This window comes from Gordonia sp. VNK1 (assembly GCF_040049135.1).
Taxonomy (GTDB): domain Bacteria; phylum Actinomycetota; class Actinomycetes; order Mycobacteriales; family Mycobacteriaceae; genus Gordonia; species Gordonia oleivorans.
Genome location: NZ_JBDZDJ010000007.1, coordinates 90,630 through 105,212 on the forward strand (window position 1 = coordinate 90,630; position 14,583 = coordinate 105,212).

13 protein-coding genes are annotated in these 14,583 nt (G+C 66.7%); 8 read left to right on the top strand and 5 right to left on the bottom strand.

The genetic code is table 11. The features are described 5' to 3' along the window. The first annotated feature begins 46 nt into the window (after window positions 1-46). The 6 genes from ABLE94_RS10860 to ABLE94_RS10885 are packed head-to-tail and all read left to right on the top strand — an operon-like array spanning window position 47 to window position 6,656. Window positions 47-1,153 (top strand): acyl-CoA dehydrogenase family protein, encoded by a 1,107-nt coding sequence (locus ABLE94_RS10860; RefSeq protein ID WP_348808731.1) that lies wholly within the window; start codon window positions 47-49, stop codon window positions 1,151-1,153. Next, a complete protein-coding gene (locus tag ABLE94_RS10865) occupies window positions 1,153-2,316 on the top strand; it encodes an acyl-CoA dehydrogenase family protein (protein ID WP_348808810.1) in 1,164 nt (387 codons plus the stop codon). The genes ABLE94_RS10860 and ABLE94_RS10865 overlap by 1 nt, the downstream gene beginning before the upstream one ends. Continuing rightward, a complete protein-coding gene (locus tag ABLE94_RS10870) occupies window positions 2,313-3,344 on the top strand; it encodes a bifunctional MaoC family dehydratase N-terminal/OB-fold nucleic acid binding domain-containing protein (protein ID WP_348808732.1) in 1,032 nt (343 codons plus the stop codon). The genes ABLE94_RS10865 and ABLE94_RS10870 overlap by 4 nt, the downstream gene beginning before the upstream one ends. Then, the gene (locus ABLE94_RS10875) at window positions 3,341-3,778 is read left to right on the top strand and encodes a MaoC family dehydratase (protein WP_348804698.1); all 438 of its coding nucleotides are present in this window, start codon (window positions 3,341-3,343) and stop codon (window positions 3,776-3,778) included. The genes ABLE94_RS10870 and ABLE94_RS10875 overlap by 4 nt, the downstream gene beginning before the upstream one ends. Continuing rightward, on the top strand, window positions 3,778-4,953 hold the full coding sequence (locus ABLE94_RS10880; protein ID WP_348804699.1) for a lipid-transfer protein: 1,176 nt from the start codon (window positions 3,778-3,780) through the stop codon (window positions 4,951-4,953). The genes ABLE94_RS10875 and ABLE94_RS10880 overlap by 1 nt, the downstream gene beginning before the upstream one ends. Window positions 4,954-4,994: 41 nt before the next feature. Continuing rightward, window positions 4,995-6,656, top strand: a complete 1,662-nt coding sequence (locus ABLE94_RS10885) for an AMP-binding protein (protein WP_348804700.1) — start codon at window positions 4,995-4,997, stop codon at window positions 6,654-6,656. Between the two features lie 389 nt (window positions 6,657-7,045). Here ABLE94_RS10885 and ABLE94_RS10890 read toward each other — a convergent pair whose 3' ends face one another. Both ABLE94_RS10890 and ABLE94_RS10895 read right to left on the bottom strand, forming a co-directional pair. After that, the gene (locus ABLE94_RS10890) at window positions 7,046-8,326 is read right to left on the bottom strand and encodes an ArsB/NhaD family transporter (protein WP_348804701.1); all 1,281 of its coding nucleotides are present in this window, start codon (window positions 8,324-8,326) and stop codon (window positions 7,046-7,048) included. An 18-nt stretch (window positions 8,327-8,344) separates the two neighbouring features. After that, window positions 8,345-10,057: an MFS transporter gene (locus ABLE94_RS10895; RefSeq protein WP_348804883.1), complete on the bottom strand. Its 1,713-nt coding sequence runs from the start codon at window positions 10,055-10,057 to the stop codon at window positions 8,345-8,347. A gap of 173 nt (window positions 10,058-10,230) precedes the next feature. Between ABLE94_RS10895 and ABLE94_RS10900 the strand changes: the two genes are divergently transcribed. Further along, complete coding sequence (locus ABLE94_RS10900) at window positions 10,231-10,362, top strand: hypothetical protein (protein ID WP_348804702.1); 132 nt, start codon at window positions 10,231-10,233, stop codon at window positions 10,360-10,362. 110 nt (window positions 10,363-10,472) lie between these two features. On the opposite strand, the gene ABLE94_RS10905 is transcribed toward ABLE94_RS10900, so the two are convergent. The 3 genes from ABLE94_RS10905 to kstD all read right to left on the bottom strand — a co-directional run bounded on the left by ABLE94_RS10905 (window position 10,473) and on the right by kstD (window position 13,627). Next, window positions 10,473-10,904 carry a DUF6918 family protein gene (locus tag ABLE94_RS10905; RefSeq protein WP_348804703.1) on the bottom strand — a complete coding sequence of 144 codons (432 nt, stop codon included), beginning with the start codon at window positions 10,902-10,904 and terminating at the stop codon, window positions 10,473-10,475. A 122-nt stretch (window positions 10,905-11,026) separates the two neighbouring features. Then, the gene (gene chsH3 / locus ABLE94_RS10910; protein WP_348804704.1) at window positions 11,027-11,935 is read right to left on the bottom strand and encodes an enoyl-CoA hydratase ChsH3; all 909 of its coding nucleotides are present in this window, start codon (window positions 11,933-11,935) and stop codon (window positions 11,027-11,029) included. A gap of 9 nt (window positions 11,936-11,944) precedes the next feature. After that, window positions 11,945-13,627 (bottom strand): 3-oxosteroid 1-dehydrogenase, encoded by a 1,683-nt coding sequence (gene kstD, locus ABLE94_RS10915; RefSeq protein WP_348804705.1) that lies wholly within the window; start codon window positions 13,625-13,627, stop codon window positions 11,945-11,947. A gap of 149 nt (window positions 13,628-13,776) precedes the next feature. Here kstD and ABLE94_RS10920 point away from each other — a divergent pair, with 149 nt between their 5' ends. Then, entirely contained in the window at window positions 13,777-14,565 is a 789-nt protein-coding gene (locus tag ABLE94_RS10920) for a 2-keto-4-pentenoate hydratase (RefSeq protein ID WP_348808733.1), read from the top strand. The last annotated feature ends 18 nt before the right edge of the window (window positions 14,566-14,583 follow it).

The window sequence follows — 14,583 nt, forward strand, 5'->3', positions numbered from 1 at the left end:
TGATACAACTAGAACAGGTTCTACTTTTTGAACAGGAGGCACCGGGGTGGACTTTGCCCTCGACGCGGAAGCGGTCGCGGTCGGTGACGTCGCCGACGACGTACTCTCCCGGCACGAGACCCGCTGGGAGACGAAGTTCGGGCGTGGACTGCGCGCTGGTGACCAGGACGGCGTCGGTGGGCTCGACGACGCGCTGTGGGCCGAGATGGCCGATGCCGGACTCAACGCGCTCGCACTCCCCGAATCACTGGGTGGCGACGATCTCGGGGTCACCGCGGTGGCCCCGCTGCTCCGCCGGCTCGGCGCGGCGGCGGCCGTCGTGCCCGTTCTCGGCTCGGTGACCTCGGCGCTCGTGTTGCGGGCCGTCGACCCCGGAACCGCCGACGGCCTGCGACGGCGGTGGGCCGGGACGCTGGCCGAGGGTGCCTGGCATGCGGTCGCGCTGGGGGAACCGGGTGACGCGCTCACCTCCACCCCGCAGACCACCGTTCGTGACGGTCGCCTCGTCGGCGTGAAATCCGGTGTGCTGCATGCCGAGGGCTCGACCGCGCTGCTCGTCGGCACCGATATCGGGGTTCTCGCCGTGCGATCGGATGTGCCGGGAATCAGCATGCGGCGCACCCCGTCGTCGAGCGGTTGGGGTGAGTACACGATCCGATTCGACGATGTTCCCGTCGCCGATGCCGACGTACTCACCGCCGACCTCGGCGTCCTGCGCGACCTCTACCGGATGTCCTTGTGTACCTACGCCGATGGACTGGTGGCCGGGGCGACCACGCTCACCGCGCGACACGTGACCGAACGTGAACAGTTCGGCAAACCGATCGCGCTGTTCCAGGCGGTGGGCCAGCAACTCGCCGACATCTACGTCGTCGGCCGGGCCCTGTCTCTGGCGGCGACGGCGGCGGCGTGGCGACTGTCCGAAGGGCTGGACGCCGAGCATGATCTGGGTATTGGAACGTACTGGATGGCCGCCGAGGTGCCGGCGACGCTGCGCACCATGACCCACCTGCACGGCGGTATCGGTGTCGACGTCACCTACCCGCTGCACCGCTACTTTTCGATCGCCAAGGATCTCGCCCGGCTCGTCGGCGGCACCGACGCTCGTCTCGACGAGCTGGCCGGGCTGTCGGAATCGGTAGGAGCGCAATGATGTTCATCGATCTCACGCCGGATCAGCGGGCGTTGAAGGCGCAGGTACGCGAGTACTTCGCCGACCTCATCGGCCCTGAGGATGCGGCGACGATGCTCACCGAACGGCATGGTCGGACCTACCGCAAGATCGTGCGGCAGATGGGCGCCGACGGTTGGCTCGGCGTCGGCTGGCCGAAGGAGTTCGGCGGCAAGGGATTCGGTGAGATCGAACAACAGATCTTCACCAATGAGGCCGTCCGCGCCGATGTCCCGCTCCCGGCGGTGACCTTGCAGACCGTCGGCCCGACGCTTCAGGCCCACGGCACGGCGGAGCAGAAGGATCGGTTCCTGCCCAAGATCCTTTCCGGCGAGGTGCATTTCGCGATCGGCTACACCGAACCCGACGCGGGCACCGACCTCGCCTCGCTGACCACGAGCGCCGTCCGCGAGGGCGATGAGTACATCGTCAACGGGCAGAAGATCTTCACCACCGGCGGACACGACGCGGATTTCATCTGGCTCGCGGTGCGCACCGATCGGCACGCCCCCAAACACAAGGGCATCTCGATCCTCATCGTCGACACCCGTGACCCCGGATACTCCTGGACGCCGATCATCACCGCCGACGGCGCGCACCACGTGAACGCCACCTACTACAGCGATGTGCGTGTGCCACTGTCGATGCGGGTCGGTGAGGAGGGGGACGGCTGGAAGCTGATCACCACTCAGCTCAATCACGAACGGGTGATGCTGGGTCCGGCCGGCCGCATCGACGGCCTCGCGGCGCGGGTGCGTGCCTGGGCTGCACGTCCCGGACCGGACGGCACGGTGATCGCCAAACATCCCGACGTGCGTCGCGCGCTCGCGGAGATCGACGCCTACGCGCGTATCAACGAGTTGCTCAACTGGCAGGTGGCCTCCACCGGCGAAGCCATCTCCATGGCCGACGCCGCGGCCACCAAGGTCTTCGCCACCGAACGACTTCAGAAGGTGGGGCGGATGATCGACGAGATCATCGGCCGCTACGGCGATTTCACCGATCCGCAGACCGCCGAGTTGGTCGATTGGCTCGACGTGCAGCAGAAACGCAACGTGGTCATCACCTTCGGGGGAGGCGTCAACGAGGTGATGCGTGACATGATCGGCACCGCCGGACTCGGATTGCCGAGGGCCAAACGATGACCGGATCGCAGACGCTGATCGACGCCATCGAGTCGGCCGCCCGGCAGATCAAGGGCGACGGCCCCAGCGCGCCGGTGGCGGGCCGGGACCCGGTGAATCAGCCGATGATCAACAACTGGGTCGAGGCGATCGGCGACACCAACCCCATCTACACCGACGCCGCCTCCGCGCGGGCCGCCGGCCATCCGGGAGTGGTCGCCCCGCCGGCGATGGCGCAGGTGTGGACGATGCGCGGCCTCCACGGTTCGCGGGCCGCCGACGATCCGCTCGGCCGCGCCACCGAACTCTTCGACGAGGCCGGCTACACCTCCGTCGTCGCCACCAACTGCGACACCACCTATCACCGCTACGTCGAGGTCGGTGAGCAGGTCGCGATCTCCGCCGAACTCGTCGACGTCGTCGGTCCCAAGAACACCGCGCTGGGCGAGGGGTGGTTCTTCACCACCCGCAACACCTGGTCGGTGGGCGACGAGGTGGTCGCCGAGATGGATTTCCGGATCCTGAAGTTCCGGCCGCCCGGCGCGGGAGCCACCGCGCCGCCCGCCGAGCCGCCGGCCGGCGCCTCGTTCGATGACCTCGATCCATCGATGATGTTGCGGCCCGGTGTTTCCCGGGACACCGCCTTCTTCTGGGAGGGCATCGCCGCCCACGAGTTGCGCATCCAGGCCGTCGAGGACGGTACGTTGCGTCACCCGCCGATACCGGCGACGTGGAAGCCCCGTGGCGCCGACGGCATCGTGCCGGCCACCGACTACGTGGTCGCGAGTGGCCGCGGCACCGTCTTCAGCTACGTCGTGCACCGTGCCCCCAAGGTGCCCGGACGGGGGCTGCCGTTCGTGGTCGCCCTCGTCGAACTCGAGGAGGGTGTGCGGATGCTCGGTGAGCTCCGTGGTGTGGACCCGGAGCAGGTGCACATCGGAATGCCGGTCGAGGCAACCTATCTCGACTTCCCGGCCGACGACGATGCCGGTACACCGGCGTGGACGCTGTATGCCTGGCAGCCGCGTCAGAAGGAGGTGAGCGCATGACCCTCGAGGCGGTACCAACCGTCGAGGTCGGTCAGACGTTGCCCGCGTTGACCATTGAGGCGACACCGACATTCGTGGTGGCGACGGCGTTGGCCACGCGTGACTTCCAGGATGTGCATCACGATCGGGATCTGGCGCAGGCCAAGGGCTCGAAGGACATATTCGTCAACATCCTCACCGACACCGGCCTCGTGGAGAGGTTCGTCACCGACTGGGCCGGACCGTCGGCGCGCGTGCGTTCGATCAGACTGAAACTCGGTGTGCCGTGGTACGCCTACGATTCGGTGACGTTCACCGGCGAGGTGACCGCGCGTGACGGGGATGAGGTCACGGTGTCGGTGGTGGGAACGAATTCGCTGGGCAAGCATGTGATCTCGACGGTGGTCGTCGGACTCGGTCACGCGGTCGGCGGCAACAGGGCGGGGGAGAACTGATGGGAACCCTCTCCGGGGCGGCCGCGATCGTCGGTATCGGGGCCACCGAGTTCTCCAAGGACTCCGGGCGCAGTGAACTGCGACTGGCCGCCGAAGCGGTCTCCGCGGCGATCGCCGACGCCGGCCTCACCCCGGCAGACGTCGACGGTCTCGTGTCGTTCACGATGGACACCAACGCCGAGATCGCGGTGGCGCGTGCGGTGGGAATCCGTGAGATGACGTACTTCTCGCGCATCCACTACGGCGGCGGTGCGGCGTGCGCCACCGTCCAGCAGGCCGCGATGGCGGTGGCCACCGGCGTCGCCGACGTCGTCGTCGCCTACCGGGCATTCAACGAACGGTCGGGACTACGTTTCGGACAGGTGAATTCGGCCGTCGCGAACCAGGAGAACTCGTCGGGTACCGACAACGCCTTCTCCTACCCGCACGGACTGTCGACTCCGGCGGCCTTCGTCGCGATGGTGGCGCAGCGGTATATGCACGACTACGGCGCCACCAGTGAGGATTTCGGCCGGGTGGCCGTTGCCGACCGCAAGCATGCGGCGGTCAATCCGAACGCCTTCTTCTTCGGTAAGCCGATCACCCTGCAAGATCACCAGAAATCGCGCTACATCGCCGAGCCGCTCCATCTGCTCGACTGCTGTCAGGAGTCCGACGGTGGCGTCGCCATCGTCGTGGCCTCGGCCGAGCGTGCGAAGGACCTGCCGCATCCGCCGGCGGTGATCGTGGGTGCGGCCGCCGGAAGTGCCGACGACCAGTTCATCATGACCAGCTATTACCGTGATGACCTCGCCGCGCTGCCCGAGATGGGCCTGGTGGGTCGGCAACTGTGGAAGCAGTCCGGGCTGCGGCCGGACGACATGGACGTCGGGATTCTCTACGATCACTTCACCCCCTACACGCTGATGCAGTTGGAGGAGCTGGGATTCTGTGGTCGGGGAGAGGCGAAGGACTTCGTCGCCGAACCCGGTGCGCTCGAGGTCGGCGGTCGTCTGCCGTTGAACACACACGGCGGGCAACTCGGCGAGGCCTACATCCACGGGATGAACGGCATCGCCGAGGGCGTGCGCCAGATCCGCGGGACCTCGGTCAACCAGGTGAGCGATGCGCAACGCGTCATCGTCACCGCCGGGACGGGAGTCCCCACCAGCGGCCTGGTGCTTGCCGCGCAATGACATTCGGGTACGGACAATCATCAGCCCAAAGGAGTTCGACAGTGACCACGCAGGACGCGCCCCACAAGTTCAACCTGGCCGACGTGTTCGAGACCGTCGCCGACTCGGTGCCCGACCGCATCGCACTGAGCTACGACGGACGGCAGATCAGCTACGCCGAACTCGACCGACTCGCCACGAGAGTCGCGCATCTGCTGCGGGACAACGGAATCGAGGCGAATGATCAGGTGGCACTGTTCCTCAAGAACAGTGTGGAGCACGTGACGAGCCTGCTGGGACTGCTCAAGATCCGAGCGGTGCCGGTCAACGTCAACTACCGCTACACCAACACCGAGTTGCGCTACATCTTCGACAATTCGGACTCACGGGGGATCATCGTCGAACTCCCCGAACATCAGCGTAGCGTCGCGGCGCTGCTCGGCGACCTGCCCTTGGTGCGCACCGTTTTCGTGATCGGACCGATCGAGACGGAGCTGGCCGAGGCGGCCGCCGCGCTTCCCGACGGCCGCGAGGTTGCGGTGGTGTCCTTCGCCGACGAGGAGAACGCCTCCGAGGAACGCGATTTCGAGCCGCGTACCGGCGACGAACTGTATCTGCTCTACACCGGCGGCACCACCGGCTATCCGAAGGGTGTCATGTGGCGTCACGACGACTTCTTCCGCAAGCCGATCTCCGGCGGCAACCCGTACGGTGAGGCTCGCAAGGATCTCGCCGAACTGGGAACTGCTGTCCAGGAATTCGGGTCGATCGCCTTCAACATCGCCGCGCCGCTCATGCACGGCGCGGCGTCGTACTCGCTGTTCACCTTCCTCACCCTGGGTGGGCGGCTGGTCTTGATGCGCGACTTCGACCCGGCGGCGATCGTGCAGGGCATCGAGGACGAGGGAATCCAGATCATCCTCATCGTCGGTGACGCGATGGGTATGCCGCTCGCGGAGGAGATGGAACGCCGCAAGGACGAGGTCGACTACTCGACCCTGTTCTCGGTGACCTCCGGCGGCGCCATCTGGTCACATCACAATCGGGAGCGGTTCGCCGCCATCAAGCCGGATCTCATCCTGCGCGACAACTTCGGTGCCTCCGAATCGGGCAATGACGGCGAGATCCTGATGGACGACAACGGGAATCTCCGGGTGCCGCCGACCGACAAGATGATGGTGGTCGACGAGCGGCATCGTCAGATCGAGCCTGGCTCGGGCGATGTCGGGTACATCGCGCGTATCGGCAATGTGCCACTCGGGTACTACAAGGACGAGGAGAAGAGCGCCCGAACCTTCCCGACCCTGCCCGACGGTCGGCGGATCTCGATCCTCGGTGACATGGGCACCGTCGAGGCCGATGGTTCCATCGTCTTCCTGGGCCGCGGTTCCCAATGCATCAACACCGGCGGCGAGAAGGTGTACGCGGAGGAGGTCGAGGCGGTACTCCACGCGCATCCGGCCATCGGCGACGCACTGGTGGTCCCGGTGCCCGACGAACGCTACGGGCAGCGCGTGGCCGCGGTGGCCCGCGTCGCCGACGGCGCCACCGAACCGAGCCTCGAAGAGATACAGGCACATTGCCGCGAATCGCTTGCCGGCTACAAGGTTCCGCGCACCGTCGTCTTCGTCGACGAGGTCAAGCGCACGCCCGCAGGCAAGGCCGACTACCGGTGGGCGAAGAACGCCGCGGCCACCGCGGGTGCGGAGCCGGCCCCGGCCTGACCCGGGAACGTTCGCAGCGCTCTTTCGTTGCTGGTCGAGCCGTCGCGAGCCCCCCAGGGCGAGCGGCGAGTCGAGACCTCCGCAGGATGCGCTGGAAAGTGTCCACGCTGACAGCGCTCTGTCACCCGTTGACGGCGCCTTCGCCCACGTTGACGGCGCTCGCCAACCCGTTGGTCGAGCCGTCGCGAGCCCCCAGGGCGAGCGGCGAGTCGAGACCTCCGCAGCGTGCGCTGGAAAGTACCCACGTTGACAACTACTGCGCCGACGAACCTGAGCGCTGTCAACGGGATGGCAAGCGCTGTCAGTGAACTGGAGAGCGCTGTCAACGGAATCGAGAGCGCTGTCAACGCAGAGCACGCCTGGAGGATCAAGCCCGGATCAAGCCCCGATCAGCCGACCTGAAGCCCCACCCATAGGGCGACGACGGCGGCGATCAGGGTGGGTGGGACGGTGAGCGCCCCCAGCAGGAGGTAGCGCCGCGTCGGCGGAGGAGTGGTGTTGCGCCGCATCACATCTCGCCACAGCAGATTGGCCAGGGAGCCGAAGTAGGCGAGATTCGGGCCGATGTTGACCCCGAGCAGCATGGCGAGCGCCAGTCCCGGCTCGTGCGCGACGAGCGGGATGAGCAGGAGTGTGGCGGGCAGATTGTTGAGCAGATTGGCCACCACCGCCGCCAGCGCCGCGACGGCCAGCAGAGCGAGGAGCCCCTCGCCGGACGGGATGAGTGTGGTGACCCAATCGCCCACGGGGCCAAGCCGTATCGGCAGGATGATGATGCCCAACGCGGCGACGAACGCCAGGAACGGCACGTTCAGTGCGCGCCCGGCGCGGATGACCGTCGGCAGCGGAGCACGTCGCAGGGGAGCGATGAGCATCACCACCGCTCCGATCGCGGCGACGACCGACAGCGGCACACCCAGCGGTTCGGCCACCACGAATCCGACGAGAAGCAGGCCGAGCAACACCAGGGTCAGCACAGGTGCCGGGCGGCTCACCGCGGGGGCGGTCGGAGCGGGGCCATCCGAAGTCGCCTCGTCGCGCACCGACCGCAACTCACTCGCGAAAAACCAACGGAATAGCACGTATTCGACGACGATGGCCACGACCCACGGACCGACCATCAATCCGGCGAAGGTGAGGAATCCGAGGCCCGTTGCCGAAAAGGCCAGCAGGTTGGTCAGATTCGACACCGGAAGCAGCGTCGACGCGCTGTTGGCCAGGTGTGCCGTGGCCGCGCCCGCCGGTGCGACCTTCGCCCCGATGCGACGCGCGGTGGCGACGGCGACCGGTGTCAGCAGCACGATGGTGGTATCGATGGACAGCACCGCGGTGGTCACTGCCGCGGCGACGAACACCAGTCCGAGCAGACGTTGCGGTGACCCTCGACTGACCCGCGCGAGAACCGAACCGATCCAGGCGAATACGCCTTCCTGGGCGCACACCTCGGCGACGACGAACATGGCCGCGAGGAAGCCGATGGTGGGTCCGATGAACGAGAGTTCGTCCCCGGCTTGCGACCACGAGACCACACCCAGCACGACCAGCACGACGGCGGCGGGGACCGCCACCACGGCCGGACTCATCCGGCGCGCCGATACGGCAACGCCGACCACACCGAACAGGCAGCAGGCAGCCAGGATGGTGCCCAGGACACTCTGGGAATCGAGCACGACGAGAGCCTAGTTGAATCAGACGGAATCGGACTCGGACGCCACGGGGTCATTCGAGTCGCGGCCGTCGGCAGCAGGCTCGTTCGCGGTCGGCCCGCTCGCTGCGTTGTCGTTCGAAACAGGGTCGTCGTCGGACTCACCGGACCAGCCGAATTCGTTGACCCCGGACTCGGGTTGACCGTCGTGATGGAGTGCGACCACACGACGCGGGGCGAGGAATCCCAGCGCCACGCCACCGACCACCAGCACGATCCCCAACACCAGACACGCCATGTTCATCGGTTCGATGAACGCGTCTTTCGCGCCCTGCAGGATCCGGGCACCGAGTTCTCCGGGCAGTCTGGAGGCGACCTCGGTGGCCTCGGCGAGTGACCGGGAGATCCGTTCGCCGGCTTCGGCGGCGGCCTGTGGCTGTCCGGCGGCGGTGAGCTGATCACGCGCCAGTGCTGCGGTCGACCCGATGCGATCCGAATAGCCCGCCGCCAGCAGGCTTCCCGAGATGGCGATGCCGATGGCGGCGCCGATCTCGCGAGCGGTGTCGTTCACCGCCGAACCCACGCCCTGATTGTCCAGCGGGGTGTTGGACATGATGGCCGTCGTCGACGGTGCGGTCGCCAGGCCGATACCCACGGAGGTGCAGAACAGCATCGCCGCCAGCACCCAGTACGTGTCGTAGTCGATGGTGCCGATGAGGATGAAGCCGAGCCCGGAGATCAGAATTCCGCCGGCCAAGACGAAGCGCAGCGAATGATAGCGCACCGCAAGCCAATTGCCGATGAGTGCGAAGATGCTCACTCCGGCCACCATGGGCATCAGGGCGAAGGCCGACTGGAGCGGGGTGTAGCCGAACACCAGCTGCAGTCGTTGCAGCAGAAGGTAGAACGCGCCGAAGGAGGCGAAGAATTGCAATGCCACCGACAATGCGCCGGAACCGAAGGCGCGGTTGGTGAACAGCCGGACGTCGAGGAGCTGGCGTGACCCGCGCAGCTCGATGAGGCAGAACACTGCGACGAGGACGATGCCGCCGATCAACGTGATCAGGACGAGCGCGTCATCCCAGCCACGATGGGGTGCCTCGAGCAATCCGAACACGATGCCGGTGACCGCCAGGATCGAGACCAGCGTGCCCAGATAGTCGAACGGTTTCGGCTCGGAGTCCTTGGAGGTGCCGATCGTCAGGCACACCAGCGCGGTGAGCACCGCCGACGCCGCGAACGTGATGAAGATCGAATGCCACGAGAAGAACTTCAGCAGGACCCCGGACACCAGGAATCCGGCGATGGCGCCGGCGCCGGCGACGGCGGCCCAGATGCTGATGCCGATGCTGCGTTTGTCCTCCGGCACGCCCGAGGTGATCAACGACAACGTCGTCGGCATGATGAACGCGGCGCCGGCACCGGCCACACATCGGGTGATGATCAGTTGGGTCGGATCGGTGGTCCAGATGGCCGCGAGGGAACCGATCGCGAACACGATCAGACCCGCGATCAGCAATTCGCGCCGGCCCAGGCGGTCGCCGATGGCGCCGGCGGGCAGCAGGAGCGCGGCCAGAGCCAGGGTGTATCCGTCGGCGATCCACGTCATCTGTCCGGTGTCGGCGTTGATGTCGATGGCGATGTCGGCGAGGGCCGTGTTGAGGGCGGCCATGGCGGCCACGACCATGCTGACGGCCGCGCATGAGATCAGGATGAGCCATGCCGATCGCAGATCGATGGAGGTGAATCGGCGCATCGTCACGCCCTTCCTGTGGATTTTCCGGGGCTCAGCTGTGTGACGCACGCGACACGCTGGCCCGAAGACGCGACATCAAATGCAACGTGTGACACATTAATCACTGAAGTCGCACACACGGGGATCGTGACCACACCTCGGTACCGGCCCCGGCCAACTGAAAGTGGGACATCATGGCCGCACCGGTCAACACTTCCCGATCCGCCGATACCCCGCGCCTGCACGTGTGGCGCGTTCTCGCGATGCTCGCGGCGCTGGTCGCGGTCGTCTGCATGCTCGTCCTCATCGTGACGACCGCAGCCTGACCGCGCGGGCGCTGATCGCGACAGTCCTGTCCGCGACAGCGCTGACTGCGACGGCGCGGCATGGCCGCGCCGCCGACCCGCGTTGCGAGTCGACGCGGCGCGACCGTCGATCATGCGACGTTGCGTTCCACCGCGGCACCCACCGCGGGTAGGGCGTCGCTGACGTATCCCTTCGCCTTGCCCCGCAGCGACTTGTACGCCTTGACCAGCGGCGCCTTGGCCGACTCGACCTGATCATCGGTGACGGCGAGCAGTGCTTCAGTCGCGGCGTCGGCGTTGGCGGCGAGGTGATCGCCGAATGCCGTTCCGGCGGGCTTCGAATCCCAGAACGGCGTCAGCGCGTTGACGAAGTCCGGCAGCATCAGATCGGTGGCCTTGCGCACGATCCCGGGCTTGACCTTCTGTGCGGCGGCGTACGCGGCCTTGACGGCAGCCCCACCGATGCCCTTCTGAGCCGAAACCTGCGAGTCGATCACCCCCACCAGGTCGTCGACGGCGGCCGATCGGTTGGTGTCGAGCAAGGACTGCAGCGAATCGCTCATCAATTCTCCTCAAGGATGGGACGGGTCTTCCTTGAGCAGAATAGACGCCCGGCGTCGTCCGTATGGTCAGTGCGATATCGAAGGTGGACAGGCCCCGTCATCGGACCGCCGATCGCCCCACATCAGGCCGGTGAAGCGGGTTTCGCCGACGTGATGGCCACGTTGCCCAATGCCACGTTTCCCAATGCCACGTTGCCCAATGCTGGAGCGCCGTCGCGGTCGGCGACCGATGCGGAGATCAGCAAGCGGCCGGAGTCCTCCCAGACCGCGATGTCGAGCGTCTCGCCGGGGAAGACGACCCCGGCGAAGGTGGCCGAATAGTCGCTCACCGCGGTGACGTCGCCGTCGAGGAGGGCGTCGACGACGGTCCGGCACACCGTCCCGTAGGTACACAATCCGTGCAGGATCGGCCGCGGGAAGCCCGCCCGGGCGGCGAACGCCGGATCCGAGTGCAACGGATTGCGGTCGCCGCACAACCGGTACAGCAGTGCCTGATTGGGCAACGTCGGCGCGGTCAGCCGGTGATCGGGTTCGCGGTCGGGGTAGGTGAGTTTCGTCGACGTCCCGCGATCGCCACCGAAGCCGCCCTCGCCCTTGGCGAAGATCGACGACCGCTCGGTCCACAGGTCGTTGCCGTCGGAGTCGGTGGTGACCTTCTCGGTGATGATCACCGCCGCCGATCCCTTGTCCTGGATCTCGGCGATCCGCGCCCGGGTGGTGGCCTTGCCGTCGGCGGGGATCGGGCGGTGCGCGATCACCTGCTGACTTCCGTGCACCACCTTCGCCAGATCGATGTCGATGCCCGGGAACCTGACCTTCGGTGCCTCGATGGCGTGAAACGACGCCGCGACGGTGGCGAACGTCGGCAGCACCTTGGGGGCGACGTCGTCGACGTAGGCCAGCCCGGCGGTGTCCATCGGGTCGGCGGCGGCACCGACGGCCAGGTGATAGAGGGCGATGTCGGAGGCCGACCACGAGAAGCTGGTCTCGGGCAGTTCGGCGCCCAGGGCGACGGACAGATCGATGGGCATCGTATCTCCTTACTTTCCAGCGCAATCGAGTGCGGCGAGGTATCCGAAGACCATGGCCGGTCCGATGGTGGCGCCGGGACCGGCGTAGGTGTGGCCCATCACCGGTGCGCTGGTGTTGCCCGCGGCGTACAGGCCGTCGATCACCGAGCCGTCGGCGCGTAGCGCCCGGCCGTTCGCGTCGGTGTCGATGCCGCCCTTGGTGCCGAGGTCGCCGGGGACCATCTTGACCGCGTAGAACGGCCCCTTCTCGACCGCTCCGAGGCTGGGGTTGGGTTTGTTGGTGATGTCTCCGTAGTAGTGGTCGTATCCGCTTGTGCCGCGGCCGAAGTCCTCGTCGACGCCGCGGCGGGCGAATCCGTTGAAGCGGTCGGTGGTGGCGCGCAACGAGTCGGCGGGCACACCCATCTGCTCGGCGAGTGCCTCGATGGAGTCGGCCTTGACGACCACCCCGGAGGTGAACCACTTCTTGGGCAGCGGTTGTCGTGCGTTGACTCCGGCGAACAGGTAGCGGTTGCGGCATTTCTGGTCGAAGACCAGCCACGCCGGGACGTTCTCGCCTGCGCCGTCGCCCTGACCGAACTCGCCGCCGTACATGTGGTGGACGGCCTCGACGTAGGGCAGTGACTCGTTCATGAAGCGTTGTCCGCGTTCGTTGACCATGAAGGTGCCGGGTACCGCGCGCTCGGAGAGCGCGAACCACGGCCCGCGGGGCAGGGGAATGGTTGGGCCCCACCAAGAGTCGTCCATCAGCGACACCGCCGCGCCGATCTTGAGACCGGCGTTGATGCCGTCGCCGGTGTTGGTCGGCGCACCGGTGGTCCACTCGGACCCGATCGGATCGCGCTGGTACTTCCTGCGCATCTCGGCGTTGTGCTCGAAACCGCCGCACGCCAGGATCACGCCCCGCTCGGCGCGCAGTTCGACCCGGGAGCCCTCGTGCTCGGCGATCACCCCGACCACCCGGTCGTTCTCCGTCACCAGATCGACCAGGCCGGTCGAGAGACGCAGTGGCACACCGGCCTTGCGGACGCCGAGAAGCAACTCGGCGGCCAGCGCGGCGCCCATCGCGATGAGCTTCTTGCCGCGCGAGCGGGCCCAGAAGAACCGGCTGCCGACCTTGGCCATCCGCACCGGGCCCCGCCAATGCCGCAGGCCGGTGTTGAGCCAGCGGTAATCAGACTGCAGCACAACCATGTTCAGTGGAGCCTTGGTGTACTGCGGATGCAGCGTCTTCAGATCGTCACCGAGCGCACGGGCGTCGAAGGGCCGGGGTTCGACGCTGCGTCCGCCGATCCGTCCGCCCGGCGCCTCCGGGTAGTAGTCGGAGTAGTTCTTGACCCACTCGAGGTCCAACGGCGCGTGCGCCATCAGGAAGTCCAGCGCCTCGGGGCCGCGATCGATGTAGGCGTCGATCTTCTCCGCAGGGGCGTGCTCACCGATGATGGCGTGCACGTACTCGCGTGCCTTGGCCGTGGTGTCGTCCACGCCGTCGCGCTTGAGCACGGAGTTGTTCGGAATCCAGACACCTCCGCCCGACCGGGACGTCGACCCGCCCCAGTAGGCCGACTTCTCGATGATGACGGTCCGCAGGCCCTGCGCGGCGGCGGTGATGGCCGCGGACAATCCGGCCGCGCCGGCGCCGACGACGATGACGTCGTAGGTCTCTGGGTCTGTCTTGGCCGTGTCGGTCATGGATGTCCCTTCGTGCGCCGCGGTGCAACGTGTTCTATCCACAAATTAGAACACGTTGCAGATTTCCTGCGCCAGTGGGTCGAGCCGTTCCGCATCGGTGGAACATGTTCTAAACTAGAACACGTTCACTCGACCCAGGAGTTCGCCACATGGCCGTTGACCAGCACGTCCGCGAGCAGATCGCGGCTGATCTCTGGAACGCCGAAAAGACCGCGACCGCCATCGACCGGCCCACCGACACCCACCCCGACCTCGACGTCGTCGACGCCTACGAGATCCAGCTGATCAACATCCGCAAGCGCCTCGACGCGGGTGCGACGGTCGCCGGCCACAAGGTGGGGCTGGCGTCGGAGGCGATGCAGAAGATGATGAACGTCGACGAACCCGACTACGGGCACCTGCTCGATGAGATGCAGTACTTCGAATCCACCCCGATCGACGCGTCGACGCTGTGCTTCCCGCGTGTGGAGGTCGAGGTCGGATTCCTCCTCGGCAAGGACCTGCCGGGCGCCGGCTGCACCAACGACGACGTCATCGATGCGGTCGAATGGGTGGTGCCGTCGATCGAACTGATCGACTCGCGGATCAAGGACTGGAAGATCACCTTGTGTGACACCATCGCCGACAACGCGTCGTCGTGCGGGTGGATTCTGGGGGAGCAGCGTGTGCCGATCAGCGAGATCGACACCGGCGACATCGACGCCGTGCTGCATCGCAACGGCGAGATCGTCGCGAAGGGCAATTCGTCTGCGGTACTGGGTCATCCGCTGAATGCGGTGAGCTGGCTCGCCCGCAAGGTGGAGAGTTTCGGGGTGCGACTACGCAAGGGCGACCTGATCCTGCCGGGCACCGCGACGCGCGCCTTCGACGTCGGACCGGGCGACCACGTCGTCGCCGAATTCGCCGGGCTCGGCTCGGTGACATTGGATTTCACGTGAGACAAGAGGAGATCACCC

What these genes read in the sequence shown, in the direction of transcription:
- ABLE94_RS10865 (WP_348808810.1), top strand. Translation starts at nt 1,153, where the DNA reads ATGTTCATCGATCTCACGCCGGATCAGCGGGCGTTGAAGGCGCAGGTA.
- ABLE94_RS10870 (WP_348808732.1), top strand. Translation starts at nt 2,313, where the DNA reads ATGACCGGATCGCAGACGCTGATCGACGCCATCGAGTCGGCCGCCCGG.
- ABLE94_RS10875 (WP_348804698.1), top strand. Translation starts at nt 3,341, where the DNA reads ATGACCCTCGAGGCGGTACCAACCGTCGAGGTCGGTCAGACGTTGCCC.
- ABLE94_RS10880 (WP_348804699.1), top strand. Translation starts at nt 3,778, where the DNA reads ATGGGAACCCTCTCCGGGGCGGCCGCGATCGTCGGTATCGGGGCCACC.
- ABLE94_RS10895 (WP_348804883.1), bottom strand. Translation starts at nt 10,057, where the DNA reads ATGCGCCGATTCACCTCCATCGATCTGCGATCGGCATGGCTCATCCTG.
- ABLE94_RS10900 (WP_348804702.1), top strand. Translation starts at nt 10,231, where the DNA reads ATGGCCGCACCGGTCAACACTTCCCGATCCGCCGATACCCCGCGCCTG.
- ABLE94_RS10905 (WP_348804703.1), bottom strand. Translation starts at nt 10,904, where the DNA reads ATGAGCGATTCGCTGCAGTCCTTGCTCGACACCAACCGATCGGCCGCC.
- chsH3 (WP_348804704.1), bottom strand. Translation starts at nt 11,935, where the DNA reads ATGCCCATCGATCTGTCCGTCGCCCTGGGCGCCGAACTGCCCGAGACC.
- kstD (WP_348804705.1), bottom strand. Translation starts at nt 13,627, where the DNA reads ATGACCGACACGGCCAAGACAGACCCAGAGACCTACGACGTCATCGTC.
- ABLE94_RS10920 (WP_348808733.1), top strand. Translation starts at nt 13,777, where the DNA reads ATGGCCGTTGACCAGCACGTCCGCGAGCAGATCGCGGCTGATCTCTGG.